This window comes from Streptomyces atriruber, assembly GCF_001418325.1.
In the GTDB taxonomy this organism is placed as follows: Bacteria; Actinomycetota; Actinomycetes; order Streptomycetales; family Streptomycetaceae; genus Streptomyces; species Streptomyces atriruber.
This window is the reverse complement of record NZ_LIPN01000022.1, coordinates 13,441-40,216: the sequence shown is the minus strand read 5'-3', so window position 1 is coordinate 40,216 and position 26,776 is coordinate 13,441. Positions and strand designations below refer to the sequence as shown.

Below are 26,776 nucleotides of genomic sequence, written 5' to 3'. Positions count from 1 at the left end.
AAACGGAATCGAGTCCCCGCATACCCCCACACCCGAAAGGACAACGATGCTGCACTTCAGACGGCTGGCCATAGCCATCGCGACCACGGCGGCCGCCCTGACCATGGCACCGGCGGCGAACGCCGTGTCCACCCCGGACACGGTCGCGGCCGAGAGCGCATCCGCCGTGGTGACACTCCGGTACGACGACAGCCAGGCCAGGGGCTGGGAGACGGCGATCGCCGCCGGAGTCGCCTCGTGGAACACCAACGTGGACAACGTCAAGCTGGCCAAGGCCCAGCCCGGCACCCGGGCCGAGATCCAGATCGTGGCCACCACCGGCTGGCCGCAGGCCACCATCGGCCCGGTCCGGCCGGGTGGCCGCGGCCGCGTCGAACTCGGCAGCCAGGCGGTCGACCAGGGGTACGACAAGACCCGCATCGCCGCCCATGAGATCGGCCACAACCTGGGCCTGCCCGACACCAAGCCCGGCCCGTGCTCCCAGCTGATGTCGGGCTCCACCGGCGGCATCAGCTGCAAGAACGCGGTGCCCGACGCGGCCGAACAGGCCCGCGTCGAGCGCTTCTACGCGAACGGCGCCGCGTCACGCACTCCGGCCGACGGCCACCTGGTGGTGGACGCGTCCTAGCCACACGGAAGACCTCTGCACACGGGTGCCCGGCCGCGACATCCGCGACCGGGCACCTCTGCGTGGCCGGACGCCAGGCAACGTTCATCTCTCCAAAGGCCTTGACAGCCTTATTGGTCTGGACCAACTATGCGCACAGCAGCGGTGGCCACCGTCGTTCACTTCCGCTCTTCACCTCTTCCTGGAGGCACCCCGTGGACCGTGTACGTCAGGGCAGACCCGGCTTCCGCCGGAGATTCGGCGCGGTGATCGCCGTCGGTGCGGCAAGCGCACTCGCCGTCACCGCGCTCGCCGCGCCCGCGCAGTCGGCGGACGCCGGAGCGACGAACGTCCAGGCGGACGTCAACGTCGCCAAGAACGCCGGGTTCGAATCGGACCTGAGCAACTGGACCTGTGCCGCGGGCAGCGGCGCCGCCGTCACGTCCCCCGTGCACGGCGGCACGAAGGCGCTGAAGGCCACCCCGTCGGGCCAGGGCACCGCCGAGTGCTCCCAGGTCGTCAAGGTGAAGCCCAACTCGACGTACAAGCTGAGCAGTTGGGTGCAGGGCAGCTACGCCTACCTCGGCGCCCGCGGCACCGGCACCACCGACGTGTCGACCTGGACGCCGGGCAACTCGGCCTGGCAGCAGCTCTCCACCAGCTTCACGACCGGCGCGAACACCACGTCGGTCACCGTGTACACCCACGGCTGGTACGGACAGAGCGCGTACTACGTGGACGACGTGAACGTCTTCGGGCCCGACGGGGGCGGCGGCACCGACCCGGTGGAGATCCCGGCCGTACCGTCCGGCCTCGCGGCGGGCACGACGACCTCCACCTCGGTGGACCTGTCCTGGACACCGGTGTCCACGGCCACCGCCTACACCGTCTACCGCGACGGCACGAAGGTCGCCTCGACCAGCGGCGCCTCCACGACCGTCACCGGCCTCACTCCGGAGACCACGTACAGCTTCCAGGTGAGCGCCTCGAACGCGGCCGGCGAGTCCGCGAAGTCGACGGCGGTGTCCGCGCGGACCGGCAAGGGCGGTGGCGGGGACGGCGGCACCGTGCCCAAGCACGCGCTGACCGGCTACTGGCAGAACTTCAACAACGGCGCGACCGTGCAGAAGCTGCGGGACGTGTCGTCGCAGTACGACATCATCGCCGTCTCCTTCGCCGACGCCACCACCACGCCGGGCCAGATCACCTTCAATCTGGACCCTGCCGTCGGCTACTCCTCCACCGCCGACTTCAAGGCGGACATCGCCGCGAAGCACGCCGCGGGCAAGTCCGTGATCCTCTCGGTCGGCGGCGAGAAGGGCACCATCTCGGTCAACAGTGACGCCTCCGCGACGGCGTTCGCGAACAGCGCCTACGCGCTGATGCAGGAGTACGGCTTCGACGGCGTCGACATCGACCTGGAGAACGGCCTCAACCCCACCTACATGACGAAGGCGCTGCGCCAGCTCGCCGCGAAGGCGGGCTCGAAGCTGGTGCTCACGATGGCGCCGCAGACCATCGACATGCAGTCCACGTCCGGCGGCTACTTCCAGACGGCGCTGAACGTCAAGGACATCCTCACGGTCGTCAACATGCAGTACTACAACAGCGGTTCGATGCTCGGCTGCGACGGAAAGGTCTACAGCCAGGGCAGCGTGGACTTCCTGACCGCGCTCGCCTGCATCCAGCTGGAGGGCGGCCTCGACCCGTCGCAGGTCGGCATCGGCGTCCCGGCGTCCACACGCGGCGCGGGCAGCGGTTACGTGGCCCCGTCGGTCGTGAACAACGCCCTGGACTGCCTGACCCGCGGTACCGGCTGCGGCTCCTTCAAGCCGTCGAAGACGTACCCGGGACTGCGCGGCGCCATGACGTGGTCGACGAACTGGGACGCGACGGCGGGCCACGCGTGGTCGAACGCGGTCGGCCCCAAGGTGCACAGCCTTCCCTAGCGGACGGCTGCGACCGGTGGTCCGGCGGTCACCGTGTCGGGGGCGAGTGCGGGGCAGGCCCCGTGCTCGCCCTCACCGTCAGTTCGGGGGCGATGAGTTCGACCCCGTCCGTGCCGCGCGCCGCCAGCCTGGCGACGATCCGCTCCACCGCCCGGCGCCCCATCTCCCGCGCAGGAACCGAGACCGACGTCAGCCGCACGGACGCCCCGACCGCGACCTGGTCGGGGCAGATCGCCAGCACCGAGACGTCCTCGGGAACCGCACGGCCCTGGCGGCGCAACAGCGCGAGCAGCGGCTCGACGGCCGATTCGTTCTGGACGACGAAGCCCGTGGTGCCGGGCCGTTCGTCGAAGATGCGGGCGAGCGTCATCGCCATCGCGTCATAGCCGCCGTCGCTGGGGCGGTGCAGCAGTCGAAGCCCCAACTCGCCCGCGCGGGACCGGAGTCCGTCCAGGGTGCGCTCGGCGAAACCGGTGTGGCGCTCGTACACGGCGGGCGCCTCGCCGATGAGGACGATCTCGCGGTGTCCGAGCCCGGCCAGGTGCTCCGCGCACAGCGCGCCCGTCGCCGCGAAGTCGAGGTCCACGCAGGCCAGTCCTTCGGTGTCGGCGGGGAGGCCGATCAGGGCGGCGGGCCGGTCGCCCGCGCGCAGCAACGGCAGCCGCTCGTCGTCGAGTTCGACGTCCATGAGGATCATGGCGTCGGCGATGCCGCTGCCGGTGACGCGGCGGACGGCGGCCGGTCCCTCCGCGCCGGTGAGCAGCAGCACGTCGTACCCGTAGGTCCGGGCCGTCGTGGTGACCGCGAGCGCGATCTCCATCATCACCGGCGCGTACATGTCGGTGCGCAGCGGCATCATCAGCGCGATGACGTCGGACTTGGCGCTCGCCAGGGCGCGGGCGCCCGCGTTCGGGTGGTAGCCGAGCTCCTCGATGCAGCGCTCCACGCGGTCGCGGGTGCCGCGGGAGATCGAGCGCTTGCCGCTGAGCACATAGCTGACCGTGCTGGCCGAGACCCCGGCGTGCCTGGCTACCTCGGCTAGGGTCACCATGGAGGGCTCCTCCGACTCTGCGGCTCGGGGGCGAACCGCATCGACGCGGATCGCCCACCGACCCTAAAGGGGTGGGCATGACCTGTCCAGGGACCTGTCGAAGCGCTTCGACACCGCACTTCGGCTCCCCTCGCCCCCGGAGGGTGGGCCGGACGGAGCCCGGCCCACCCCTGTGTGGTTCAGCTGTTCCCGGCGCGCCCTACAGCTTCGGGTGCGCGTTCTTCATGAGCTCCTGGAACTGCGCCGAGAACCAGTGTCCGGAGAGCGGCGCGTCGGGCAGCGCACCGGACCTGCTGTAGTTGTTGCGCACGTTCCCTTCGTAGGTGGGGTCGCACATCCGGTCGAACCCCTTGCCCTCGTCGTTCGGGATCTCCTTGCTCGCGCCGTCGGACTCCCCCGGCGGCTTCATCCAGACGTAGGCGTCGATTCCCGCCGCGGGCGCCGCCTTCGGCCGTTCGCCGAGGCCCGCGCCCGACTGGTTGCACCAGTTGCCGACGTGGACGCGGCGGTCGTAACGGCCGCCGTTGACATAGGAGTCCACGTCCGTCGTCGGGCCGGGCTGGGCGGGGCGGGCGGTGCCTCCCCAGCCGTTGCGGCTCGTGTCGATCAGCATGCCGATGTCGGAGCGGAAACCGGCGGAGACCAGCTGGCCGCGGAAGGCCTGGGCGAAGGAGAGTTCGTCGGTGTAGCGGTTCCAGTCGACCCACTTGGACTCGCGCACCGAACGGCCGTTGACCGTGTTGCCGATCCTGAAGTTCTCCTCCTTCAGCGCGCTGTAGTTGGCCGTGTTGGTGATGAAGCCGTGCACCTTGTCGACCGTGCTGCCCTCGGCGGTCGCCGCCTGGTGGAAGACCTGCGCGGAGGCGGCGAAGTTGTCGTCCCAGCCGATCCAGCCGTGGTGGCCCGCGTCCACGTAGTTGTAGACGTTCGGGACGGCGCCGAGCTTGTTCAGGGCGTAGCCGACGCCCTTCACGTAGTTGCCGTTGGCCTTCATCACATCGCACTCGGGGGTCGCGGTGGGGCGTCCCGAGGTGTTGGTGACGAGGTTGGGCAGCGAGTCGATCTCGACGGTCGTGACGATGCGGAGGTTCGCGTACTTCGCGTCGGCGAGGATCTGCGCGATCGGGTCGATGTACTCCGTCTTGTACCGGTCGATCTCGGTGGGGCCGAGCTCGCCGTTGGAGGCGAGGGCCGCGCAGTCCCGGCCCGGCAGGTTGTAGATGACTAACTGGACGACGCCTGCGCCTTGTCGGAGTGCCGCGTCCAGGTGGTCGCGCAGGCCCATCGTGCTGCCCGCGCCCTCGATCGCGGCGATCCGGTCGAGCCAGACACCGGTCGGCTGTCCGGAGATCCGGCTGCCGCCCGGTTCGGCGTCGGCCCTCGCCTTCCACTCCGGGTTCACGTAGACCTTGGCGCCCGCGTAGGGGTTGTCGACGCGGGCGGCGGCAGCGGCCGCGGGTGTGGCGCTGGTGTCACCGGCGAGCGCCACGGCGGTGCCGCCGCTCACGGCGAGCGCCGTGGCGAGGGCGAGCAGGAGGGTGCGTGATCTGTGGGGTGTGCGGCTCATGATGTGGTCGTTTCCTCTCGGGTGTCGAGGGCTCGGGCGTCGAGGGCGCGCAAGTGGTCGCGCAGCCCGCTGCCGAACGGGGTGGGCGTGCCGTCGTAGGAGCTGATGAGGGCCGGACCCGATGAGCAGTCCCAGGCGTTCCAGGTCCAGCCGAGGTAGGAGAGCCCGCGGTCGTCGAACCACTTCATGACGCGGTCGATGAACCCGTGGGCGCAGGTGTTCTCGCCGATCTCGCCCGCGACGAGCGGGACTTCGGCGGCGACGGGCGCGAGGGTGCGGTCCCAGCACGCCTCGTCGGAGCAGGTGTTGAAGTTGTAGATGTGCCAGGCCGCGGCGAGATTGCCCGCCGGGTCGTGGGGCGCGTACCGCAGCCAGCCGCTGAGGTCGTTCGCGTAGGCGATGCCCGCCGCGAGGACGAGGTTCTTCGCGCCGGTCGCACGCACCGCGTCCAGGAGGTCCTGCATGCCGGCGACCTCGTAGCCGATGCCGGGGCAGGTGCCGCCGTCCCGCCAGCAGGCCCAGGCCTCGGCGGTGGTGGGGGTCGCCCGGTCCGGATAGGGCTCGTTGAAGAGGTCGAGGACGACCTCGGGGTCGTTCTTGTACGCGGTCGCGACCGAGGTCCAGAACGCCGGGGTGTACCGGGCGTTCGGCATCGGCTTCTGGCAGCTCGCGTGGACGTCGGCGCAGCCCGCCGAGTTGCCGGTGTACTGGCCGTGGGACCAGTGGAGTTCGACGATCGGGGTCATGCCGTGCCGTTGGACGCGCTGGACCAGGTCGTCGATCGCGGCCCGGTAGGCGGCGCCGCCGTAGCGGGGGGCGATGTTGTCGGTGCCCAGCCAGCACTCTTCGTTGAGGGGGATGCGTACGGCGTTGGCCTTCCAGTCCGCGATGGCCCGGACGGAGGCGTCGTCGACGGGACCGTCGAAGATGCCCCGGCCCTGGACGCAGGCGAACTCGCCGCCGGAGCGGTTGACTCCGAGGAGACGGCGGGTGGCGCCCCCGGCGTCGACGAGCTTGTTGCCCTCGGCGCGCAGGACCGGTGGGGTGGCGGCCGCGGCGGGCCCGGCCGCGGCAGCCGTGGACACGGCGGACGGGGCGGTGAGACCACCGGCGGTGAGGCCACCGATGGTGAGAAGAACGCCTACCGGCACGGCGAGCATGCGTGACAGGCGTGGGGGATGTCGCATGAGCGACTCCTTCGGGATCAGCGCGAGACCGGCGCACGGCCGATGTCGAGATCAACTGACGGAATCGCTCCCACTGTTGAAGGCGGAAGCTATCAGGGAGTTGCCGCTGGGACCAGATGGATTCACGCACTCTCCGGAGATTCATCCGTCGAATTCATTCGACGGATCCCTCGTCGAATGAATTCGACACTCCGATACGCGCCGACCCTCTTGACATGTTCTTGCAACACCTTGACCTTGGGAGCGCTCCCACTGTCTCCCCGCCCCCAATCCCTGGAGCCGCCATCTTGATCCTCCAACGGCTCAGTCAGGCAGCACCCCTTTTCACCTCCGGGTAGTTTCGGAAATCCACTCCCCAGAACCCGGAGAAGCAATAGACCATGCACAGATCCCCTTTTCGCGGTGCGCCCGGTCTGCGGCCGCGCGCTCTCGTCATCGCGCTGGTTTCAGCCACGATCGCCGCGATCATTCCCTTCCAGGCCCAGGCCTCCGACCGGCCTGAAGAGCCGGGCAGGCAGGCCTATGAAAGGCTCGTCAAGGACGGATCCGACTTCCGGAAGAAGTACGCCGAGGAAACGCCGGAGAAGTCCCGTGCGCTTATCGAGCGCACGAAAGAAAAGGTCCTTTCCGGGAAGATCGCCGTACATCTTCCCGAGGGAGCCGGAATCGACGCGGCCGGCGCCACCGTGCGCGTGTCACGCTCGACCGGCGTCCGCATCGTGTACCTCACCTATGCGGGCACCGCCGCCGCCCCCAGCATGCTCGCCACCGTCTACGACCGTTCCGGTCGCGTCGGCCAGACCATCGAGCACGTCTACCAGAACCTCCCCGACGACTCCGTGCGGGTGCGCGTCTGGATCGACGGCAAGGCCACGCTCGACAGGACGGCGGCCCCGACCGGCGAGGTGAGCGGCACCCCCAAGGACGCCACGGCGACCGCGGAGTCCGTGGCGCCCACCCAGCCTCAGGCGCTCGCCTCCACCTGGTGGGAGCGGTTCAAGGCCTGCATGATCCGGCAGGGCTACACGGCGGCGACCCTGGCGGCGATCGCCGCCACGTGCTCAGCCTGCTTCACGGGCCCGCTGCAGTGCATCCCGTGTGTGATCACCCTGGGCATCACCGACTGGGTCGCGATGTACTGCGCGTACAACGCCTCGTCCTAGACATCGGCGGCGAGGGTTCTCGCGGCACTGCCGCACTCAGCCGACGTACGGGTCCGGCACCGTGCCGGGCCCGGCCAGGAACGCGAAGTCGCACCCCGTGTCGGCCTGGGTGATCTGCTCGCTGTAGAGCGCTCCGTACCCCCGCTCGTAACGGGCGGGGGGCGCCACCCACCCACTTCTGCGACGCGCCAACTCGCTTTCCGGAACGTCGAGTTGCAGGCTCCGAGCCGCCACGTCGAGGGTGATGAGGTCACCGGTGCGGACGAGGGCGAGCGGCCCGCCGACGTACGACTCGGGCGCGACGTGCAGCACACACGTGCCGTACGACGTGCCGCTCATCCGCGCGTCGGAGATCCGCACCATGTCCCGGACCCCCTGCTCGAGCAGGTACGCGGGGATCGGCAGCATCCCGTACTCGGGCATGCCGGGCCCGCCCTTGGGGCCCGCGCCCCGCAGCACGAGGACGTGGTCGGGCGTGATGCCGAGCGCCGGATCGTCGATGGTGCGCTGCAGGGTGCGGTAGTCGTCGAAGACGACGGCGGGGCCGGTGTGCCGGAGCAGCCGCGGCTCGGCGGCGATGTGCTTGATGACGGCGCCGTCGGGGCAGAGGTTGCCGCGCAGGACGGCGACTCCGCCCTCTTCGGCGACCGGGTTGTCGCGGGGCCGGATCACGTCGGCGTGGTGGACACGGGCACCGGCGAGCTGTTCGCGCAGGGTGTCGTGGGCGACGGTGGGGCGGTCCAGGTGCAGCAGGTCCGTGATGCGCGACAGGAAGCCGGGCAGTCCGCCCGCGAAGTGGAAGTCCTCCATCAGGTGGCGCTCGCCGCCCGGCCTGACGTTGGCGAGGACGGGCACGGTGCGGGCGATCCGGTCGAAGTCGTCGAGGGTGAGCCGCACCCCGGCGCGCCCGGCCAGCGCAATCAGGTGGATGACGGCGTTGGTGGAGCCGCCGAGCCCGAGGACGGCGGTGACCGCGTCCGCGAAGGCGTCCGGGGTGAGGATCTGCGACAACGTCCTTCCCTTGCGCACGAGTTCGACGATGCGCAGACCGGAGGCGGCGGCCATCCGCTCGTGCCCCGAGTCGACGGCGGGAATCGACGAGGCACCCGGCACCGTCACACCGAGCGCCTCCGCGGCGGCGGTCAGCGTCGACGCGGTGCCCATGGTCATGCAGTGGCCCGGGGAGCGTGCGAGGCCGCTCTCCAGTTCGGTCAGCTCGCAGTCGCCGATGAGCCCGGCGCGCCGGTCGTCCCAGTACTTCCACATGTCCGTGCCGGAGCCGAGGACCTCGCCCCGCCAGTGCCCCGGCAGCATGGGCCCGGCCGGTACGAACACGGTGGGCAGGTCGACGCTCGCGGCGCCCATGAGCAGCGCGGGCGTCGACTTGTCGCAGCCGCCCAGGAGCACGGCGCCGTCCACGGGGTACGAGCGGAGCAGTTCCTCGGTCTCCATGGCGAGGAGGTTGCGGTAGAGCATGGGCGTCGGCTTCTGGAAGGTCTCGCTCAGTGTCGCCACCGGGAACTCCAGCGGGAACCCGCCCGCCTGCCACACCCCGCGCTTGACGGCCTGGGCGCGCTCGCGCAGGTGGGAGTGGCAGGGGTTGATGTCGGACCAGGTGTTCAGGATCGCGACGACGGGCTTGCCCAGGTGCTCCTCGGGGAGGTAGCCGAGCTGCCGGGTGCGGGCGCGGTGGCTGAAGGAGCGCAGGCCGGACGAGATGGTCTCGCCGTACCACCGCTGACTGCGCAACTCGCCCGCCGGGCGCGTCATACGGCCCACCCCGCGACGATCGCCGCGACCTCGGCCCGCCCCGCTTCCGGCAGGAGGCTGCCGGGGGCTCGGACGTCACGGCGGCACAGGCCGAGCGCGGCGAGGGCCTCCTTGACGACGGTGACGTTGTGGGCGGATCCGTCGGCGGCCCGCAGCTCCTCGAAGCGGCGGATCTCGGCCCACACCTCCATGGCGGCCGGGTAGTCGCCCCGTCGAAGCGCTTCGATCATGCGCAGCGACAGAGCGGGGGCGACGTTCACGAGCCCGGAGGTGAAGCCGGTGGCTCCCGCGGAGAAGTACGAGGGGGCGTACGACTCGGCGAGCCCGGCGACCCACACGAACCGTTCCGGTCCCGCGTCCCGCGCGAACCCGGCGAAGCGCGCCGCGTCCGGCACCGCGTACTTGACGCCGATGACGTTGGGGCAGGCGTCGGCCAGTTCGGCGAGGCGGGCGCCGGGCAGCGCGGCGTCGCGCAGATAGGGGACGACACCGAGACCGGGCACGGCGTCGGCGACGGCCCGGTGGTAGTCGACCCAGCCGCTCTCGGAGACGTACGGGTGCACGGGCTGATGGACCATCACCATGTGGGCGCCGACGGCCTCCGCGTGCCGGGCGGCGTCCACCGCGGTGGGCACGTCGTGGCCGACGCCGACGAGGATCGCCGCCCGCCCCGCCGCCTCCTCCACGGTCGACTCGACGACGGCACGGCGCTCCTGCGGCGCGAGGGCGTAGAACTCCCCCGTGTTGCCGTTCGGCGTGAGGGTGCGCACCCCCGCATCGAGCTGGCGCCGCAGGAGCCCCCGGTGGGCCCCGTGGTCGATCGAGCCGTCCTCGGCGAACGGGGTCACCGGGATCGCCACCACGTCGGCGAGCGCGGCGCGCTGCGCGTCGTGCGTCTGCCGCACCGCACCGTTCACTTGAGGTCCCCTTCCGGGGGAAAGGCGCGCCGCACGAACGACGCGACGTGGCGGTGCAGCGCCTCCGCGGCGCCGTCCGCGTCCCCGGCGAGGGCGAGCCGCAGGATCTCCCGGTGCTCGGTCGCCTCGCGGGCCCACGAGGGATCGGCCGCCCAGGCGACGGCGGAGACGAGCGCGGCCTGGTCCCGCACCTCGTCGAGAAGGCGGCCGAGGAGCGGGTTGCCACAGGCGGAGTACAGAGTGCGGTGGAACTCCCGGTTGGCCAGCGACCGTTCGGCCGCGTCCTCGGCAGCGTCGGCCCGCTCCAGCGCCTCGCGCGCGGCGTCGAGCGGCGCGCCGCGGTGGACGGTGCGGCGCAGTGCCTCGGGCTCCAGGAGCAGCCGCACGTCGTACACCTCGCGCGCCATGGCCGCGTCCACGGTGCGCACCGCGGCCCCCTTGTACTGGCTCATCGCGACGAGGCCGGTGCCCGCGAGGGTCTTGAGGGCCTCGCGCACGGGCGTCTTGGAGACCCCGAACCCGGCGGCGAGCTCCGTCTCGATCAGGGGCTGTCCCGGCCTCAGGTCGCCACTGAGGATGCGGTGTCTGATCGCTTCGAGCACGAACTGCGTGCGCGAGGGGATCGGGGTCGGCACGGACGTCATGGGCACCCTCGGATCTCACGGATCGCGTATCACGTCTCATATATGACGTACGAAGTACGACGCGTAGAAGCTAAGAGGGGGCACGGACTTCGTCAACGCTTCTGACAAAAGACGGGCTGTCCGAACAGTGCCTGGTGGCCTACTTGTTGGCCGTGCCGTCGGCCGGGAGTCGGCGCGGCGACGCGGCGGACGGCAGCGGGAGGTCGTCGGGGTCGACGATGTGCCGGGCCACCGCGGTGGGCGGCGAGGAAGCCCTTGGCCTGAAGGAGACCGCGCTTCCTCCCGGGCCCAGCGCATGCGCGCACCGCACCGCCCACACGCGGCGCTCCATCAATGGGTCCTCCGCGCCGAAGGGCGAACCGGCCCCGGCAGACAGCCACGTTCCGCGCTCGGAAGATTACCTCCCGCCACCTCCGGGGACTTGGCCGTCGCGAGAAGTCCGATCGGCGGCGCCGGACCGCTCCGAGCTGGGTACCGTGCGACATCGGAGGCCCGGACGAGGAGGATGCGTGGCGATCGTGGATCAACTGCCCGCCCTGATCGGCGTCGTGGTCGGCACGCTCGGCTCGTACGCCGTGCAGAGCCTGACCGAGCGCCGACGGTGGACACGGCAGCGGGAGGAGCGTTGGGACGAGAAGCGCTTCGAGACGTACGGCCGATACGGCAACGCCCTCAAGTCCCAGCTCCGCATCGCCCAACGCATAGGCGCAGCAGTCGGGTTCACCGATGTTGCCGACCCGCTGCAGCCGGCGGACGGCCTGCCCCTCCTCGCCGAGGCCGAGTCCCTCCGGGCGACGGAGTGGGAGTCCGTCCTGCTCGTCGGGGACGCACGGACCATCGCGGCGGCGCGCAGCTGGCACGAGACGATCTGGACCATCGAGCTGCTCGTCCGGGAGGGGCCGGTCGACGCGGAGATGTGGACCCGGGCCCACCGTCTTGCGAGTGCGGCGCGGGACGCCTTCTACGAGAGCGCGCGGGGCGATCTCGGCATCGCGGGAGCACCTCCGCCGCCGGGAGAGTGGCCCCGGGCCTGGCGGGCCGAGCTCTCCGGGGAGGTACACCCGCCGGGGTCCGGACGCGCTCAGTAGGACCCGGTGCGCCCCTTGTAGTAGTAGACCGACGTGTCGTAGTCACCCCAGGCGTACGAGGTCACGCCGGAGTCGCCGACCATCTTGGTGTAGCAGGACGACTTCCCCTTCGGCACCCGGCAGGTGTACTTCTTGCCGTCACTGTTCCGGATGACCTTCGCGTCTCCGCCCTTGGCGTTGGCCGCGTCGAAGGACGCCGACGACAGGCGCGCCCACGCCGCTTCGCACGAGGGCGAGTAGCGCAGCTGCAGGATCGCGTTCGCGCCACCGGCCGGGCCCAGGCGCAGGCTCTTGACCGTTCGGGCGTCGCCTTCGCAGTAGGCGGCGGGGCTCTTGCCCGTACAGCCGTTGTTCCAGCAGCCGCCCTTGGGGGCGGCGGTGGCCGTGGGAGCGGCATGTGCCCCGGGCGCCATGAGGGCGAGGGTTCCCGCCGCCAGCACACCGGCACCGATTGCCGCAGAGAAGCGCTGCACATTCAGCTGCACATTCATACGTACTCCTTGATGACTCGCGATGAGCGTTTCAAGGAGGCTTCCCACGGAATGTCCCTTTTCCCTCCTGGGAGAGTCACAGGACGGTCCTGACGGACCAGGCCCTCAGTCCAGGTCGTCGAAGGTCGGCGGCAGGTCCTCGTCGCGGACGATGTGGACCGCCGCCTCCTCCGCACCCGCCGCGCCGCCGTCGATGCCCTCGTCCCGGGCGACCGCCTGCTGGTCGACGTGGGAGTGGGCACCCTCGTCCGGGGCGACCAGACGGCCCGCACGATCCCGCCCCGCCTCCGGGTCGACGGGCTCGCCCTCACCGCCCGGCAGGTCACCGATGCCGTCGTCGCCGGGGCGCTCCGCGTCCGGGACCTCCACGTCGGGGACTTCCTGCCGCAGCCTCTCGTCGAGGGTCTCCCCCGCGCGCTGCTCCGCCGCCGTCGTGCCGCTCTTGGTGACTCCGAGCGGCTTCTCCGGCGGCGAGTAGCCCTCGTCGAGCATGTCGTCGTACGTACGCTCGTCCAGCGCGTCCTGCAGGTCCAGCGGCGTCGCGTCCTGCTGCTCCTCGTTGCCACCGGTGGGCTGGTAGGCGTCGTCCGCCCTGGTCTGGTCGTTCATGACCACCTCGCACTCGGGGAGGACCCACCCTAGGCGGTGTGCATGATCTGGATCAGGTTGCCGCAGGTGTCGTCCAGGACCGCGACGGTGACGTCGTCCATCTTCAACGGCTCCTGGGTGAAGTACACGCCGAGACCGCGCAGCCGCTCGTACTCCGCGGCGACGTCGTCCACGGCGAAGGCGGCAGCCGGGATGCCGTCCTCGACCAGCGCCGCCTTGTACGGCTTCACCGCGGGGTGCCCGTCGGGCTCCAGAAGCAGCTCGGTCCCTTCGGGGTCCTCCGGCGAGACCACGGTCAGCCACCAGTCCTCGCCGACCGCGACCTTGTGCTTCTCCACGAATCCCAGGACGTCGGTGTAGAAGGCGAAGGCCTTCATCTGGTCATCGACGAAGACGCTCGTCAGGTTGATCCTCATGGGTGCTCTCCGTTGCGTCGGGCTTGAGCCATCTGGTCATGATGCGCTCGAGGGGGGCGGTGTCGAGATCGTGGTACTTGTATCGGCCCTGGCGCCGCGTGTGGACCAGACCCGCCGATTCGAGCACGGCCAGGTGCTGACTGATCGCCTGCCGGGACAGCCCCAGCCCGTGCCTGGTCAGCAGCCGTGAGCAGATCTCGAACAGGGTCTGGCCGTCCCTTTCCACGAGCCCGTCAAGGATGCGCCGACGGGTGGGGTCGGCCAGCGCCTTGAAGACATCCTCTTCCATGAGCGGATGATATGCAAGCAGCGACTTGCCTATCAAGGCGGAAGCCGACCGCCCGGACCCGGCCGGGAGCACGCGCCCCGCTCAGCCCCTGCGCCCGACCACGAGCCATCTCGACGGCAGCTCGATGCGCGTGCCGTCGGACGTGTACTCGGTGCTGGTCAGGGGCATTTCGCCCGCGGCGAGGACCGCGAGCCCGGCGGCTTCGACGTACGAGCCCACCGACGCGTCGTCGACATCGGCGGGCGCCAGGCCGTGCGCGAAGATCGGCGCCAGCTTGGGCGGCGGCCCGGCGGGACCCTGCACCAGCCCCATCAGGACGGAGCGCGCCGCCTCCGAGGGTTCCACGACGAAGGCGCGGCCGCGGTCGCCGAGCAGCGTGGCGACGCTGTCGAGCAGCGGCTGCCGGTCGTCGGGGTCGCACTGGTGGAGGACGCCCCGCATGTAGACGTTCGCGTCGCCGATCTCCGCGTGCAGCTGCTCCGCCTCGCTCTTCTCGACCGCGTCGAGCTCCCGGAAGTCGACCTGGTCCGCCGGGTCGGCGCGCCGGGCGTGGTCCAGGGCGGCGGCCGACAGGTCCACGCCGATGACGCGTGGGAAGCGGTCGGCCAGGAACCGCGTCTGGGTGCCGTTGCCGCAGCCCAGGTCGACGAGGGGCAGACCGACGGCGGTCATGTGCGGTTCGAAGAGTGCGAGGTGGAGGCCCGCGGTGAGGACGGGCTCGGCGTCCCAGAAGACCGCCCCCTGCTCGTCGGAGGCCTCCTGCCAGAACCCTTCCCACGCCTCCCTGTACCGACTCGTGACGCTCATGTCCGTGCTCCCCGGGGTGCGATGGAAGCCGCCGAAGCCGACGACAAGATCGGTCTACCGCGCCCGGGGCCCACGGACAAGCGCCCGCGCATTCCTTCACCGCGCATTCGGCATGTCGCCCTAGCGGCGCGGCAGCGCCAGTTCGCACCACACCGTCTTGCCCCGGCGCGTGCGGCTGGTGCCCCACTCCTTCGCGAGCGCGCTGACGACGCGCAGCCCGCGCCCGGACTCGTCACCGGGCCCCGCGCTGAGCAGCGTCGGCAGTGTCTGGTCGTCGTCCTCGACCTCGCAGGCCAGAACCCCTGAGCGGACCATGCGCAGGTCGATCCTGCTGCTGCGCGAGTGGCGCACGACGTTGGTGACGAGCTCGCTGACGACCAGCTCGGCGATGTCGCTCAGCCCCTCCAGGGACCAGCCCCGCAGCTGGGCGCGGACCATCTCGCGGGCCCTGCCCACCTCCGCGGGGTCGACGGCGAGCCGCCAGTGCGCGACGTTCTCGGTCGCGATTCCGTTGAGCCTGGCCATCAGGAGCGCCACGTCGTCCTTGCGGCCGCCGCGGGTGTTGAGCGCGCGGATGATGGTGTCGCAGGCGTCGTCCATGGAGGCGGCGGGGTGCGCGGCGGACTCGGTCAGCGTGGCGAGGCCGACGCCGATGTCCTCCCCGCGGACCTCGACCAGGCCGTCGGTGCACATCAGCAGCCGGTCGCCGGGCGCCACCCGCATCCGAACCGACTCGAAGGGCACGCCGCCGACGCCGATGGGCGCTCCGGTGGGCAGGTCGAGGAGCTCGCTGCGGCCGTCCGAGGCGCGCACCAGGACGGGCGGGATGTGTCCGGCGTTGGCGAGGTGCAGCTCACCGGCGATCGGGTCGTAGACCGCGTACAGACACGTCGCCAGATAGTGCTCGCCGAGGCGCTGCGCGAGGTCGTCGAGGTTGCGCAGGAGTTGCTCGGGCGGCAGGTCGAGGGCGGCCATGGTCTGCACGGCCGTGCGCAGCTGCCCCATCATCGCCGCCGAGTTGAGGCCGTGGCCCATCACGTCGCCGACGACGAGGGCGGTCCTGGAGCCGGGCAGCTTCACGGAGTCGAACCAGTCGCCGCCCACCCGGCCCAGGAGCGTGCCGGGCAGATAGCGGGTGGCGATGTCGCAGCCGGACATCCGGGGCTGGATGTGCGGCAGCATGCTGTCCTGGAGGGTGTCGGCGACGCTCTCCTGGTACGTGTACATGCGCGCGTTGTCGAGCACGAGGCCCGCGCGGGCGGCCAGTTCGGCGCCGGTGACGCGGTCCATGTCGTTGAAGACCGGCCGCTCCCGGTGGCGCAGCAGGATCATGAAGCCGAGCACCACATTGCGCGCCTTGAGCGGTACGACGAGCATCGAGCGGTGGTTGATCAGCGGGCGGATGTCGCGCTTCTCGAACTGGGAGGCGATGGCGTTGCCCATCTCCTCGGTGATGCGCGGGACGAGCACCGGGTCGCCTGAGGTCATGCACTGGAAGAACGGCGTATGGGCGGGGAACGGCATGGACTCGCCGACCGGCACCACGTCGTCCCAGCGGCCGGGCTCGTCGGTGTGCTCCACCGCGACGCGGTGCCACATCGTGGTCTCGTCCGGCGGGCCCTCGGGGAAACCCTCGCCCGCGACGACCTGCTCGCGCAGATAGGTGCCCGCGACGTCCGTGAAGCGCGGCACGACCGCGCGGCTCACCTCCAGGATCGTCCGTGAGAGGTCGAGCGAGGAGCCGATGCGCCCGCTGACCTCGTTGAGGAATTCGAGGTGCTCGCGCACCGCGGCGTACTCGAGGTCCTCGCCCTCGTCGTCCATCGCTCCGGGGTCCACCGGGAGCCCGCTGGCGGCTGCCTGCGCGGCGCGCTGTCTGCGCTCCTTGCGCTCGGCCCGGCGGGCGACGCCCCAGTCCGGAGTGACGGGCACCCGGTCATGGCGGCTGAATTCGAGCACGGGATAGCCCAGTTCGAGCACTTGGGCGACGATGCGGGCGCTCTCGCCCACGCTCATGCTCGGCAGGATCTCGGGCAGCCGGGCCGCGAGCTCGTCCGCGCCGGGGAAGTCCGTGTGCAGGGCGAAACCCGGCGCGATGCGCTCGACCTGGACGTCACGCTCGCCCCGCCGGGCGCCGTCGTCCGCGGGCTCTTCGGCCGCGGCCAGCCGCGCGGCGTCCGCGGCGAGCACGAGGAGCCGTTCTGGGCCGGGGCCGACCAGTGGATACGCCCACCACAGCACGTCCAGGCGGCCTTCGCCGCCGCCCTGCCCGCTCTCCGGTCCGCCCCGTCCGCCCTCCGGTCCGCTTCGGCCGCCCACCGGTCCGGTCAGCCGCGCACGCCCGGCGGCCGGGTAGGAGATGCGCCGGTCGAGGGAGGTCTCCAGGTCGGGACCGAGTCCGTCGAACGCGCCGTAGGGCTCGCGGTCCTCGGGGATCGCGCCGTGCACCGGGAGCAGGTCGCCCACCGGACGGCCGACGGCCTCGTCCTTGTCGCAGCCGAAGAGGCGCCGCGCGCCGACGCTCCAGTGCGAGACGAGTCCGGTTCCGTCGACGACGACCACGGCCAGTGGGATGCGGCCGGACGCGGCACTCTGCGTCATCGGCTCGCCCGGAGTGCCCTGTTCCATGGCCCATGCTCCTTCCCGTGGCGGCGCAAGATCTGAGCCGCCACCAACCACCGTACGACCGGCGCAGGTTGCCGTGCGGGGCAATGCGGGAATTGGCCCGGCACCGCCGGGGCACCGGCGCACGCCCCCACGGCGGCGCCCCGTCCGCGCCGGTCGCCGGAAGCCCTCAGTCCTCGTGGCCGAGCTGCAGGTCCCGCTCCGTGCGGCCGCCGCCCGCGACCTGGAGGACCGTGGCGACCGGCGGGTAACCCGCCGCGATCACGGTGTACTCGCCGGACGACAGATCGACGAAGCGGAAAGTGCCGTCCGCCGCGGTGGTCAGGGTGTCGACGACGTTCCCCGCGGCGTCGAGCAGGGTCACGCGCGCGTCCTCGACGGGCCGCCCGCCACCGGCCCGCACGGTGCCCCGCAGCACGGCACCGCCCGCGAGCTCGACGTCCTGCCGGGTCTCGCGCGAGGCCTGCACGGTGACGGGGAGCGCGGCGGGGCGGAACGCGGGGGCGCTGGCGGCCAGGGTGTACTCACCGGCCACCAACTCCGTGATGACATAGCTTCCTTCGCGTCCGCTGCGGGTGGTGGCGACGACCTCGCCGCGGACGTCGGTGAGGGTGACGGCGGCGTCCCTGACGGGCGTCCCGTCGGCGGTCACCACGGTCCCGGCGAGGCGGCCCGCCCCGCCGAGGACCACGTCGAGCTCGACCGGCCGCTCGCCGACGGTCACGGTGACGGCCTGCGGCTGGTGCCCACCGGCGGCCGCGATCAGCACGAACGATCCGCTGCCGGGGGTCGCCAGGGCGTACCGCCCGTCCTCGCCGCTCGCCCCGCGACCGATCTGCTGTCCGGCCACATCGATGAGGGTGAGGGCCGCGCGGGGCACCACGGTGCCGTCGGGGTGCTGCACGGTGCCGCAGACCGGGACCCCGGCGGCGTACGTCGTCGTGCGGGCCTGCGGAACGGTCCCGACCGTCCCGGCTTCGGCGGCGGGTGCGTTGGGGGAGGTGGCGCTGGACAACAGGGGGGTCTCCTTGAGGAAGAAGGCGAGCAGCATGCCGAGGACGAGCACCGGCACCAGGTAGAGGAAGATCCGCGGCATCGCGTCCGCGTAGGCCTGGATGTAGCCCTCGCGCAGCGGTGCGGGCAGCGCGTGGACGAGCTGCGGGGTGATGGACTCGGCATCGGGCATGGCCTGGCCCGAACCGGCGGGCAGCCGGTCCCTGAGCGCGTCGGCGAGCCGGTCCGCGAAGAGCGTGCCGAAGATCGCGGCTCCTACGCTGCCGCCGATCTGCCGGAAGTAGTTGTTGGCGCTGGTGGCGGTGCCCAGGTCGGCGGGGCGGACCGCGTTCTGCACGGCGAGCACCAGGACCGGCATCACCAGGCCGATCCCCGCGCCGAGCACCGCCATCCAGATGCTGTACTGCAGCCGGGAGGTGTCCACTTCGAGGCGCGAGAGCAGCCACATGCCGACGACGGAGAGGATGCCGCCGATGATCGGGTAGATCTTGTATCGCCCGGTGTGGCTGATGAGTTGACCGGAGATGATCGACGCTCCGACGATGCCGCCCATCATCGGCAGCATGAGGAGGCCGGACTCGGTGGCGCTCGCGCCGTCGACCATCTGCAGGAAGGTCGGCAGATAACTGGCCGCTCCGAAGAGGGCGATTCCGACGACCATGCCCACGAGACCGGTGATGTTGAAGACCGGATCACGGAACAGGCGCAGCGGAATGATCGGTTCTGCCGCGAACTTCTCGGCGACGAGGAAGAGCACGGCGGCCACGACCGCACCGGCTCCGAGCCCGAGGATCACGCGGTCGCCCCAGGCGTACTCGGTGCCGCCCCAACTCGTCAGGAGGACCAGGCAGGTGGAGGCGGCGGCGAGCAGCAGCGCGCCGAGCACGTCGAGCCGGGCCCTGGCGGTGGGCTTGGGCAGCTTCAGGACGAGCGAGACGACCAGGAGGGTGACCAGACCGAAGGGCACGTTGAAGTAGAAGCACCAGCGCCAGGAGGCGTGGTCGGTGAAGAAGCCGCCGAGCAGGGGGCCCGCGACCGAGGCGAGGCCGAACGCGGCGCCGATCAGGCCCATGTAGCGCCCGCGCTGCCGGGGCGGCACGATGTCCGCGATGATCGCCTGGACGCCGATCATCAGGCCGCCCGCGCCGACGCCCTGGATCGCGCGGAAGGCGATCAACTGGTCCATCGTCCGCGACCAGCCGGCCAGCGCCGAACCGATGACGAAGATGACGATCGCGAACTGGAAGACGCCCTTGCGCCCCAAGAGGTCGCCGAGCTTGCCGTAGATCGGCAGGCCGATGGTGGAGGTGAGCAGATAGGCGGTGATCGCCCAGGACATCTTGTCGAGGCCGTGCAACTCACCGACGATCTTCGGGAGCGCGGTGGCGACGATCATCTGCTCCAGCGCCGCGAGCAGCAGCGCGAGCATCAGCCCGACGAACACCATCCGGACGCGGCTGGGGCTGAGGCCGTGGGCCGTCGGGGCGAGCGGTGCCGGTGGCGGCTGGCCCGCCCCCTGATCGTCCGGCCGGTCGCCGCCCGGCTCCGGAGGCGCGTCGGCCGCCTCGCGCCGCTGCTCGTCCTGCTCGGCGACCTGCACCAGCGTCGTCCCGCCCACGTACTGCTCCCCTCGTCGCGCCTGCGCCGCCCATTTCTCGCATTACGCGACAACTACGAGCAAGCGCGACGAGTTGGCGTCGCACGGGGCCCGGCGGACGTATGTGCCGGTCGGAGCCCTACGGCGTACAACGGGACCGAGCAGAAAACCACTCGAAACGGTGAGCGTGCCGGCAACCCTGATGGGCTACGCGGGAGTTGGCTACTTCTCGACCTCGGCGGCGAGGTTGGCGAGCACGGCGTCGTAGATCCGCCCGAGGCCCTTGGGCGCGAAGGTCTTCTCGAAGAAGCCGCCGATGCCGCCCGCGCCGTTCCACACGGTGGTGACGACGACGCGGGACTTGCCCTCGCCCGCCGGGGTCACCGTCCACGTCGTGACCATGGAGGAGTTGCGGTCCTTCTCGACCAGTTCGCCGTCGGTGGGCTCGCCGACCTCCAGGAGGCAGTCACGGATCCGCTTGCTGGTGGCCTGCAGCTTCCAGTGGACGAGGGTGCCCTCCCCGTCGCCGCCCTCGCGCACCTCGTACTCACTGAAGTGCTCCGAAAGGAGCTTCTCCCGCGTGCCGTTGTAGTCGGCCAGCGCGTCGAAGACATCGTCCGGCTGTGCCGTGATGATCCGCTCGGTGACCGCCTCGACCTGCGCCATTGCACTTCCTCCAGCAGTTGTTCTCGGGGGCTTCACGGAAAGCCAACCACCCGGCACACCGGCCTCCCAAATCGGGTCCCCGGCACGGGGCGTGCTCAGCCCGGCAGAAGCCGGAGCGAGATCCACAGCGCGAGGGTCGACAGGACCAGGGCGGCGGGGGTGGTGAGGAGCCCGAGGCGAGTGAACCGCCCGAGGCTGACGTCGTGTTCGTGCTGGTGGGCGATGCGACGCCACAGGAGCGTGGCGAGCGATCCGGCGTAGGTGAGATTGGGCCCGATGTTCACGCCGATGAGCACGGCGAGCACGGCTCCGGGCCCGGCGGGCGCGGCCAGCGGCACCAGCGCGAGGACGGCCGGCAGGTTGTTGATCAGGTTGGCGAGCAGCGCGGCGACGGCGGCCGTGCCGAGCAGCGCGGGCAGGGCGGTGCCGTCCGGCAGGACCCGCCCCAGGGCGTCGCCGAGGCCGTTGTCCACGACGGCCCTGACGACGATGCCGAGGGCGAGGACGAAGGCCAGGAACGGCAGTGAGGCCGAGCGCAGGATCGCCACCGGTGTCGTACGCCTGCGCAGCAGGGCCCGCACCGCGAGGACGGCCGCACCGGCCGCAGCGGACCAGGCGGGTTCGATGCCGAGGGCGGAGGCGACGGCGAACCCGGCGAGCGTGGCCGCGACGGTCACCAGGGCGAACCGTGGCATCCGCGGCGGTTCCGTGGGCTCCGTGCCGTCGGCGGGGGCGTCGAGGTCGGCGGCGAAGAACCGGCGGAAGACCGCGTACTCGACCGCGATGGCGACCAGCCAGGGCAGCGTCATGAGCAGCGCGAAGCGGGTGAAGCTCAGGCCGGTCGCGGTGAAGGCGAGGAGGTTCGTCAGGTTCGAGACGGGCAGCAGGAGCGAGGCCGTGTTCGACAGGTGGGCGCTCGCGTAGACGTGCGGCGCGGGCCGGGCGCCCATGCGGGCGGCGGTGGCGAAGACGACCGGGGTCAGGAGGACCACGGTGGCGTCCAGGCTCAGGGTCGCGGTGATCACCGAGGCCAGGCTGAAGACGGCACCGAGCAGCTTGCGGGGGCGACCCGCGGACCGGCGGGCCATCCAGCCGCCGCAGGCGCGGAAGAGCCCTTCGTCTGCGCAGAGCTTGGCGAGCACGAGGACGCCCGCGAGGAAGCCGATCACGGGCCCGAGCCGGGCGGCCTCGTCCCGCACGTCGTCGAGCGGGATCGCCCCGGCCAGGATCACGACACCGGCGGCGGGCACGGCGAAGGCGGCCTCGGGCCAGCGGAAGGGGCGGATGACGGCGCAGACGAGGACCACGGCCAGGGCTGCGACGGACAGGGACTCGACGAGCATGCTCCCGATCATCCACCGCGCGGCGGGCCGGTCCGCAGCCGGTCCGGCCGGCACGGGCCCGACGGCGACGGTGCGCGCCGCCGCCGGGCCCGGGGTGTGCTACTTCCGGGACGGGGTCTCCCCCGGCGCGCCCGTGCGGTACCGGGCCGTCGTACCGTCACTGCTCCAGCGGTGCATGCCCGCCTTCTCCAGGACACGGACGGAAGCCGGGTTGCCGATTTCCACCCCGGCGTGGACCACGGTGACGTCGTGCGCGGTCAGGGCGTGGGCCACCAGGGCCCGCACGGCTTCCGTCGCGTAGCCGAGGCCGCGGCGCGAGGGCACGACTCCGTAGCCGATCTCCACCGAGCCCTCGCTCGGCGGCCACAGCAGGCTGATGGAGCCGACGACGGCGCCGCCCTCCCGTTCGACGATCAGCCGGTGGCCGTACGCCCCAGGGGCTGCGGGCCCCTCGGCGATCTGCTCGGCGATGACGCCCGCGATGACTCGGTCCCCGTCGGCGGGGAAGTCCTGCGCCCAGTGCGCCGGACGCCGGTCGGCGAGCCCGTCGGCAATCTCGACGGCATCGGAGACCTCGGCGACGGTCCAGGCCCGCAGGGTGAGGCGTTCGGTCGACAGGTCGGCGGTGATGGTGAAAAGAGAAGACACGCGACTCTCCAGGTCGTTCTTCGACGACCGGGCCGCTTTCGGTGGCCTGATTCCTTCAGGCTCGCGCAACCCGGACAAGGGCATGCTGATGAGGCGTACGGCGGGCCATATTCATCAACCTCCCTCGTCACAGCGGTGTCGCGCAGGTCGCGCTTGACGGAACGCTATCAAGCGGCGGAGGGTCGCACGATCAAGGGAACGTATGTTCTATTCTGTGGTCAGTGCTACCGAGGAGGCGTCATGCGCTGGGAGAACCTTTCCGACGGGCCGCGCCGGGGCACCGCGGATGCCGCGCTCTTCGGCGCGGACGCGGTGACGACGAGGGTCTTCGACACTCCTGAGTTCAGCGGGATCACCTTCCACGAGATACGGGCCAGGTCGATCGTGAACCGCGTGCCGGGCGCGTCCCGCATGCCGTTCGAATGGACGGTCAACCCCTACCGGGGATGCACGCACGCGTGCGTCTACTGCTTCGCGCGCAAGACGCACAGCTATCTGGACCTGGACACCGGCCTCGGCTTCGACAGCCAGATCGTCGTCAAGGTCAACGCCGCCGAACTGCTGCGGCGCCAGCTCGCCTCGCCGCGCTGGCACGGCGACCACATCGCCATGGGCACCAACGTGGACTGCTACCAGCGCGCGGAGGGCCGCTACCGGCTGATGCCGGGGATCATCGCGGCGCTGCGCGACCGCGGGAACCCCTTCTCCATCCTGACCAAGGGCACGCTGATCCTGCGCGACCTCGACCTGCTGCGGCAGGCCGCCGCGGTGACGGACGTCGGGATCTCCGTGTCCGTGGGCTTCATCGACGAGGAGCTGTGGCGCACGGTCGAGCCGGGCACCCCGGCCCCGGAGCGCCGCCTCGACGTCGTGCGCACCCTCACCGAGCACGGCATCGCCTGCGGCGTCCTGATGGCGCCGGTCATCCCCTTCCTGGGCGACCACCCCGACCAGCTGCGCGCCACGGTGCGGGCCGTCGCCGCGTCGGGCGCGACCTCGGTGACGCCGCTGGTGCTGCATCTTCGGCCGGGTGCGCGGGAGTGGTTCATGGCGTGGCTCGGCCGGCACCACCCGCACCTGGTGCGACGGTACGAACGGCTGTACGCGGAAGGTGCCTACGCCCCGAAGTGGTACCAGCGCCGCATCACCCGCCATGTGCACGAACTGGCCGAGGAGTTCGGCATCGGCCCCACGCGCGCGGGCGCCGCCCGGCGGCTCCGGGTCCCCCAGCAGGCCGAGCCCGCCACGGGGCCCACTCAGCTCACCCTGTTGTGACCGGCTTGCCCCTTTCGGGTTGTTCCCGGCCGTGACGGCGCTCTTCAGGAGGGGCATTCCGAGAAGATGCGCCAGAGATCGCGGCCCCCCAGGGCCCCGAACCCACCGCTCTGGGAGGCCGGATGAACAAGCGCGTCGCCGTACTCTGCTCGGTCGCCGCCGCGGCGGCCACGATGGCCACGGCGGTGCCGCCCGCCTCGGGGGCCCCGGCAGGCCCGGGCACCACGCCCCCGGCGCAGGCCCGGCACACCCCGCTCACGTGGAAGAAGTGCGCCACCAAGGACTACCCGACGCTCCAGTGCGCGTCACTGAAGGTGCCGCTCGACCACCACGAGCCGCACGGGCGGCAGATCACCCTCGCCCTGTCCCGCGTCCCGCACACCGCCAAGACCTTCCAGGGGCCGCTCCTGGTGAACCCCGGCGGGCCGGGCGGCAGCGGGCTGTCCATGGCGGGGTTCGTCGCCAAGTCGCTGCCGAAGAAGACGGCCGCGCAGTACGACGTCATCGGCTTCGACCCGCGTGGGGTGGGCAAGAGCAGGCCCGCGCTGAACTGCCGCCCGGGACACTTCGACCCCGTGCGCCCCGCCACCGTGCCGACCACGCCCGCCCTGGAGCGCGCCAACCTCGACAGGGCACGGGCGTTCGCGAAGGCCTGCGGCAAGAAGTACGGCGACGTCCTGCCGTTCATCGACTCGGTGAGCGTGGTCCAGGACATGGACGCCATGCGCGCGGCCCTCGGCGCCAAGCGCATCAACTTCTTCGGCTACTCGTACGGCACCTACCTCGGCGCCCTCTACGGAAGGCTCTATCCGCAGCGGGTGCGGCGCATGGCGCTCGACTCCCTCGTCGACCCGACGGGCGTCTGGTACGACGACAACCTCCGGCAGGACCACGCCTTCGACGACCGCCACAAGGCGCTCATGGCCTGGATCGCCCGCCACGACTCGGCGTACGGCCTCGGCAAGGACCCCGACAAGGTCGAGGCCGAGTGGTACGCGATGCGCAAGGCCCTGGCCGAGAAGCCCGCGGGCAAGAAGGTGGGCGCCGCCGAGCTGGAGGACACCTTCATCCCGGGCGGCTACTACAACGGCTACTGGCCCCACCTGGCCAAAGCGTTCGCGGCGTACGTGAACGACAGGAACAGCAAACCGCTGGTCGCGGTGTACGAGAGCCTCGGAGCGGTCGACGCAGCAGGCGAGAACAGCTACAGCGTCTACACGGCCGTGCAGTGCCGGGACGTGCAGTGGCCGCGCGACTGGCGGACGTGGCGGGACGACAACGACCGGATCCACGAGAAGGCCCCCTTCTCGACCTGGAACAACGCCTGGTACAACGCGCCGTGCGCGTTCTGGCCGACGCACCACCTGAGCCAGCCGGACGTCGCCAACTCCGAGCTGCCGCCCGTCCTGCTGTTCCAGGCCACCGACGACCCGGCCACCCCGTACGACGGGGCCGTCAACCTGCACCGGAAGCTGCGGGGCTCCCGCCTGGTGGTCGAGCAGGGCGGCGGCAACCACGGCATCACGCTGAGCGGCAGCAAGTGCCTCGACCGGCACCTGACGGTGTATCTGACGACCGGCAAGGTGCCCGCGGGCGGCGGTGAGGCCGACGCGGTGTGCGAGGCACTGCCCGACCCGAAGCCGCTGAAGGCGGCGAAGAGCACGAAGGCCGCCACGAGCGCGAAGGTCGCGAAGACCGGCCCCGGCACCGGCCCCAGGGCGTTGTCACACCCGTGGTCCACCATGGGGGCATGAGCCGACTGACCCACATCAGCGCCCCCGAGGGCGTCGCCCCCGCCTCCGCGTACACGCACGTCGTCATGGGATCGGGCCGCTTCGTCGCGATCTCGGGGCAGTTGGCCCTGGACGAGGACGGCAAGCCCGTCGGCGAGGGCGACGCGGCGGCGCAGGCCCGGCAGGTGTTCGAGAACCTGCGGCGGTGCCTCGCGTCGGCGGGCGCCACGTTCGACGACGTCGTGAAGTTGACGTATTTCGTGACGGACATGGCGCACATGCCCGCGGTGCGCTCCGCCCGGGACGCCTTCCTCGACCCCGAGCGGCTCCCCGCGGCCTCGGCGGTGCAGGTGGTGTCGCTGGTGCGCCCCGAATTCCTGATGGAGATAGAGGCGTTCGCGGTGGTGCCGGAGTAGCGGTCGCCGCGGGCAGCCGTCAGTTGCCGCCCGCGCGGCCGTCCCCCTGGGGAAGCCGCGCCAGCGCCGCCGATGCCGCGGCCGCCAGCCGAGGGTGACCGCGCGCGGCCGTCAGCACCGGCCTGGCCCGCGCGTCACCCAGTGCCCCGAGACCCTCCACACACGCGAGCGCGATCTTGCCGAAGGGGTCGTGCGGCGCCAGTCTGCGCTGCAGCGTGGTGATCAGCGCGGGCGCCGACTCCGGCGCGCGCAGCTCCGTCAGCAGGCGCACGGGGTACAGGGCGTAGGCGATCCGGAGCTCGTTCGTGGCCAGGGCGGCCGCCGCGCGGGCCGTGCGCGGGTCGCCGAGGCGCGCCAGGGCGTGGGCCGCGGCCGCGCACCGGGGCGGATCCCGGTGGTTGAGGAGGAGGACGAGCGACTCGAAGGCCCTGCGGTCACCGGCGACGCCGAGCCTGACCGCGGCCAGCTCCCGGGCCCACAACGGGCGCCCGGGCGACACGAGCACTTCGGCGAGCTCATCGGGATCGTCGGCGGCGACGAGCCTCTCGTACTCCTGTGATCCGCTCGCCTCGGCCCGTAAGCGTTCCGTCACCGTCCGCAACTCCTCATCCATGGTCGCGAGCCTAAGCCTTACCGGCGGTCGCGATGTAGATCACAGACACCGGAAAACGATGCGGGCTGGCGCGCTCGTTACTCGCCGGTTAGTCTCATGTGAGCGGGGCACACTCCCCGTAGCAGTTCCTTTTCTCGCGGTGGCCTGGTGACGCAGCCACCGTGAGTGTCTGGTCGGTTCGGTACTTCAGGTACCTCAGTACGACGTGGCTCCGGGACAGAGCCGGTCGACTCCCCCTCACCGGGCGTGCCCTGCGCGCCGCCCGGACACGACACGCACCACTTCCCGCTC

25 protein-coding genes are annotated in these 26,776 nt (G+C 71.4%); 7 read left to right on the top strand and 18 right to left on the bottom strand.

The features are described 5' to 3' along the window. Nucleotides 1-46: 46 nt before the first annotated feature. Nucleotides 47-628, top strand: a complete 582-nt coding sequence (locus AOK03_RS01910) for a snapalysin family zinc-dependent metalloprotease (RefSeq protein ID WP_055563340.1) — start codon at nt 47-49, stop codon at nt 626-628. Between the two features lie 194 nt (nt 629-822). Beyond that, nucleotides 823-2,556 carry a glycosyl hydrolase family 18 protein gene (locus AOK03_RS01905; protein ID WP_055563339.1) on the top strand — a complete coding sequence of 578 codons (1,734 nt, stop codon included), beginning with the start codon at nt 823-825 and terminating at the stop codon, nt 2,554-2,556. A gap of 28 nt (nt 2,557-2,584) precedes the next feature. Here the strand turns inward: AOK03_RS01905 and AOK03_RS01900 are convergent, their stop codons facing one another. From AOK03_RS01900 to AOK03_RS01890, 3 genes are all read right to left on the bottom strand, one after another. After that, on the bottom strand, nt 2,585-3,607 hold the full coding sequence (locus tag AOK03_RS01900) for a LacI family DNA-binding transcriptional regulator (protein WP_055563338.1): 1,023 nt from the start codon (nt 3,605-3,607) through the stop codon (nt 2,585-2,587). 199 nt (nt 3,608-3,806) lie between these two features. Then, the gene (locus AOK03_RS01895) at nt 3,807-5,174 is read right to left on the bottom strand and encodes a glycoside hydrolase family 6 protein (RefSeq protein ID WP_079074401.1); all 1,368 of its coding nucleotides are present in this window, start codon (nt 5,172-5,174) and stop codon (nt 3,807-3,809) included. Beyond that, nucleotides 5,171-6,361, bottom strand: a complete 1,191-nt coding sequence (locus AOK03_RS01890) for a glycoside hydrolase family 5 protein (protein WP_244177453.1) — start codon at nt 6,359-6,361, stop codon at nt 5,171-5,173. Before AOK03_RS01890 ends, AOK03_RS01895 begins: the two co-directional genes overlap by 4 nt. Before the next feature lie 380 nt (nt 6,362-6,741). Between AOK03_RS01890 and AOK03_RS01885 the strand changes: the two genes are divergently transcribed. Beyond that, nucleotides 6,742-7,524 carry a hypothetical protein gene (locus AOK03_RS01885; RefSeq protein ID WP_055563336.1) on the top strand — a complete coding sequence of 261 codons (783 nt, stop codon included), beginning with the start codon at nt 6,742-6,744 and terminating at the stop codon, nt 7,522-7,524. A gap of 36 nt (nt 7,525-7,560) precedes the next feature. Here the strand turns inward: AOK03_RS01885 and araD are convergent, their stop codons facing one another. The 4 genes from araD to AOK03_RS01865 all read right to left on the bottom strand — a co-directional run bounded on the left by araD (nt 7,561) and on the right by AOK03_RS01865 (nt 11,186). Continuing rightward, entirely contained in the window at nt 7,561-9,294 is a 1,734-nt protein-coding gene (araD, locus tag AOK03_RS01880) for an L-arabinonate dehydratase (protein ID WP_055563335.1), read from the bottom strand. Continuing rightward, a complete protein-coding gene (locus AOK03_RS01875) occupies nt 9,291-10,211 on the bottom strand; it encodes a dihydrodipicolinate synthase family protein (protein WP_425264347.1) in 921 nt (306 codons plus the stop codon). The genes araD and AOK03_RS01875 overlap by 4 nt, the downstream gene beginning before the upstream one ends. Next, a complete protein-coding gene (locus tag AOK03_RS01870; RefSeq protein WP_055563334.1) occupies nt 10,208-10,855 on the bottom strand; it encodes a GntR family transcriptional regulator in 648 nt (215 codons plus the stop codon). Before AOK03_RS01870 ends, AOK03_RS01875 begins: the two co-directional genes overlap by 4 nt. Nucleotides 10,856-10,994: 139 nt before the next feature. Further along, nucleotides 10,995-11,186, bottom strand: coding sequence for a hypothetical protein (locus AOK03_RS01865; protein ID WP_055563333.1), 192 nt, complete (start codon nt 11,184-11,186; stop codon nt 10,995-10,997). A gap of 178 nt (nt 11,187-11,364) precedes the next feature. Here AOK03_RS01865 and AOK03_RS01860 point away from each other — a divergent pair, with 178 nt between their 5' ends. Next, nucleotides 11,365-11,943, top strand: a complete 579-nt coding sequence (locus AOK03_RS01860; protein WP_244177452.1) for a hypothetical protein — start codon at nt 11,365-11,367, stop codon at nt 11,941-11,943. Here the strand turns inward: AOK03_RS01860 and AOK03_RS01855 are convergent. From AOK03_RS01855 to AOK03_RS01810, 10 genes are all read right to left on the bottom strand, one after another. Next, a complete protein-coding gene (locus AOK03_RS01855; protein ID WP_055563332.1) occupies nt 11,937-12,434 on the bottom strand; it encodes a DUF2690 domain-containing protein in 498 nt (165 codons plus the stop codon). The two genes, AOK03_RS01860 and AOK03_RS01855, sit on opposite strands and share 7 nt — an antisense overlap. A gap of 105 nt (nt 12,435-12,539) precedes the next feature. Continuing rightward, nucleotides 12,540-13,043 carry a DUF5709 domain-containing protein gene (locus tag AOK03_RS01850; RefSeq protein ID WP_055563347.1) on the bottom strand — a complete coding sequence of 168 codons (504 nt, stop codon included), beginning with the start codon at nt 13,041-13,043 and terminating at the stop codon, nt 12,540-12,542. Between the two features lie 29 nt (nt 13,044-13,072). Beyond that, nucleotides 13,073-13,459 carry a glyoxalase/bleomycin resistance/extradiol dioxygenase family protein gene (locus AOK03_RS01845; RefSeq protein WP_055563331.1) on the bottom strand — a complete coding sequence of 129 codons (387 nt, stop codon included), beginning with the start codon at nt 13,457-13,459 and terminating at the stop codon, nt 13,073-13,075. Then, nucleotides 13,425-13,748, bottom strand: a complete 324-nt coding sequence (locus tag AOK03_RS01840) for an ArsR/SmtB family transcription factor (RefSeq protein ID WP_055563346.1) — start codon at nt 13,746-13,748, stop codon at nt 13,425-13,427. Before AOK03_RS01840 ends, AOK03_RS01845 begins: the two co-directional genes overlap by 35 nt. Before the next feature lie 81 nt (nt 13,749-13,829). Further along, nucleotides 13,830-14,555 (bottom strand): class I SAM-dependent methyltransferase, encoded by a 726-nt coding sequence (locus AOK03_RS01835; RefSeq protein ID WP_055563330.1) that lies wholly within the window; start codon nt 14,553-14,555, stop codon nt 13,830-13,832. Nucleotides 14,556-14,675: 120 nt separating this feature from the next. Beyond that, nucleotides 14,676-17,183 (bottom strand): SpoIIE family protein phosphatase, encoded by a 2,508-nt coding sequence (locus AOK03_RS01830; RefSeq protein WP_055563329.1) that lies wholly within the window; start codon nt 17,181-17,183, stop codon nt 14,676-14,678. A gap of 166 nt (nt 17,184-17,349) precedes the next feature. Continuing rightward, entirely contained in the window at nt 17,350-19,812 is a 2,463-nt protein-coding gene (locus tag AOK03_RS01825; protein ID WP_055563328.1) for an MFS transporter, read from the bottom strand. 201 nt (nt 19,813-20,013) lie between these two features. Beyond that, entirely contained in the window at nt 20,014-20,457 is a 444-nt protein-coding gene (locus AOK03_RS01820; RefSeq protein WP_055563327.1) for an SRPBCC family protein, read from the bottom strand. A 95-nt stretch (nt 20,458-20,552) separates the two neighbouring features. Next, nucleotides 20,553-21,800 carry an arsenic transporter gene (locus AOK03_RS01815; RefSeq protein WP_055563326.1) on the bottom strand — a complete coding sequence of 416 codons (1,248 nt, stop codon included), beginning with the start codon at nt 21,798-21,800 and terminating at the stop codon, nt 20,553-20,555. A gap of 99 nt (nt 21,801-21,899) precedes the next feature. Beyond that, nucleotides 21,900-22,448, bottom strand: a complete 549-nt coding sequence (locus tag AOK03_RS01810) for a GNAT family N-acetyltransferase (RefSeq protein ID WP_055563325.1) — start codon at nt 22,446-22,448, stop codon at nt 21,900-21,902. Nucleotides 22,449-22,688: 240 nt separating this feature from the next. Here AOK03_RS01810 and AOK03_RS01805 point away from each other — a divergent pair, with 240 nt between their 5' ends. The 3 genes from AOK03_RS01805 to AOK03_RS01795 all read left to right on the top strand — a co-directional run bounded on the left by AOK03_RS01805 (nt 22,689) and on the right by AOK03_RS01795 (nt 25,872). Continuing rightward, on the top strand, nt 22,689-23,723 hold the full coding sequence (locus AOK03_RS01805; RefSeq protein ID WP_055563324.1) for an Rv2578c family radical SAM protein: 1,035 nt from the start codon (nt 22,689-22,691) through the stop codon (nt 23,721-23,723). A 122-nt stretch (nt 23,724-23,845) separates the two neighbouring features. After that, the gene (locus tag AOK03_RS01800; protein WP_055563323.1) at nt 23,846-25,477 is read left to right on the top strand and encodes an alpha/beta hydrolase; all 1,632 of its coding nucleotides are present in this window, start codon (nt 23,846-23,848) and stop codon (nt 25,475-25,477) included. After that, complete coding sequence (locus AOK03_RS01795) at nt 25,474-25,872, top strand: RidA family protein (RefSeq protein WP_055563322.1); 399 nt, start codon at nt 25,474-25,476, stop codon at nt 25,870-25,872. The genes AOK03_RS01800 and AOK03_RS01795 overlap by 4 nt, the downstream gene beginning before the upstream one ends. Before the next feature lie 19 nt (nt 25,873-25,891). Here AOK03_RS01795 and AOK03_RS01790 read toward each other — a convergent pair whose 3' ends face one another. Next, nucleotides 25,892-26,485, bottom strand: coding sequence for an adenylosuccinate lyase (locus tag AOK03_RS01790; RefSeq protein WP_055563321.1), 594 nt, complete (start codon nt 26,483-26,485; stop codon nt 25,892-25,894). Nucleotides 26,486-26,776 lie beyond the last annotated feature (291 nt).

Coding starts and splice junctions, on each gene's coding strand:
- AOK03_RS01870 (WP_055563334.1), bottom strand. CDS start 10,855: ATGACGTCCGTGCCGACCCCGATCCCCTCGCGCACGCAGTTCGTGCTC.
- AOK03_RS01800 (WP_055563323.1), top strand. CDS start 23,846: ATGAACAAGCGCGTCGCCGTACTCTGCTCGGTCGCCGCCGCGGCGGCC.
- AOK03_RS01790 (WP_055563321.1), bottom strand. CDS start 26,485: ATGGATGAGGAGTTGCGGACGGTGACGGAACGCTTACGGGCCGAGGCG.
- AOK03_RS01805 (WP_055563324.1), top strand. CDS start 22,689: ATGCGCTGGGAGAACCTTTCCGACGGGCCGCGCCGGGGCACCGCGGAT.
- AOK03_RS01910 (WP_055563340.1), top strand. CDS start 47: ATGCTGCACTTCAGACGGCTGGCCATAGCCATCGCGACCACGGCGGCC.
- AOK03_RS01855 (WP_055563332.1), bottom strand. CDS start 12,434: ATGAATGTGCAGCTGAATGTGCAGCGCTTCTCTGCGGCAATCGGTGCC.
- AOK03_RS01885 (WP_055563336.1), top strand. CDS start 6,742: ATGCACAGATCCCCTTTTCGCGGTGCGCCCGGTCTGCGGCCGCGCGCT.
- AOK03_RS01835 (WP_055563330.1), bottom strand. CDS start 14,555: ATGAGCGTCACGAGTCGGTACAGGGAGGCGTGGGAAGGGTTCTGGCAG.
- AOK03_RS01865 (WP_055563333.1), bottom strand. CDS start 11,186: ATGGAGCGCCGCGTGTGGGCGGTGCGGTGCGCGCATGCGCTGGGCCCG.
- AOK03_RS01795 (WP_055563322.1), top strand. CDS start 25,474: ATGAGCCGACTGACCCACATCAGCGCCCCCGAGGGCGTCGCCCCCGCC.
- AOK03_RS01895 (WP_079074401.1), bottom strand. CDS start 5,174: ATGAGCCGCACACCCCACAGATCACGCACCCTCCTGCTCGCCCTCGCC.
- AOK03_RS01830 (WP_055563329.1), bottom strand. CDS start 17,183: ATGGAACAGGGCACTCCGGGCGAGCCGATGACGCAGAGTGCCGCGTCC.
- araD (WP_055563335.1), bottom strand. CDS start 9,294: ATGACGCGCCCGGCGGGCGAGTTGCGCAGTCAGCGGTGGTACGGCGAG.
- AOK03_RS01850 (WP_055563347.1), bottom strand. CDS start 13,043: ATGAACGACCAGACCAGGGCGGACGACGCCTACCAGCCCACCGGTGGC.
- AOK03_RS01840 (WP_055563346.1), bottom strand. CDS start 13,748: ATGGAAGAGGATGTCTTCAAGGCGCTGGCCGACCCCACCCGTCGGCGC.
- AOK03_RS01845 (WP_055563331.1), bottom strand. CDS start 13,459: ATGAGGATCAACCTGACGAGCGTCTTCGTCGATGACCAGATGAAGGCC.
- AOK03_RS01890 (WP_244177453.1), bottom strand. CDS start 6,361: ATGCGACATCCCCCACGCCTGTCACGCATGCTCGCCGTGCCGGTAGGC.
- AOK03_RS01900 (WP_055563338.1), bottom strand. CDS start 3,607: ATGGTGACCCTAGCCGAGGTAGCCAGGCACGCCGGGGTCTCGGCCAGC.
- AOK03_RS01815 (WP_055563326.1), bottom strand. CDS start 21,800: ATGCTCGTCGAGTCCCTGTCCGTCGCAGCCCTGGCCGTGGTCCTCGTC.
- AOK03_RS01820 (WP_055563327.1), bottom strand. CDS start 20,457: ATGGCGCAGGTCGAGGCGGTCACCGAGCGGATCATCACGGCACAGCCG.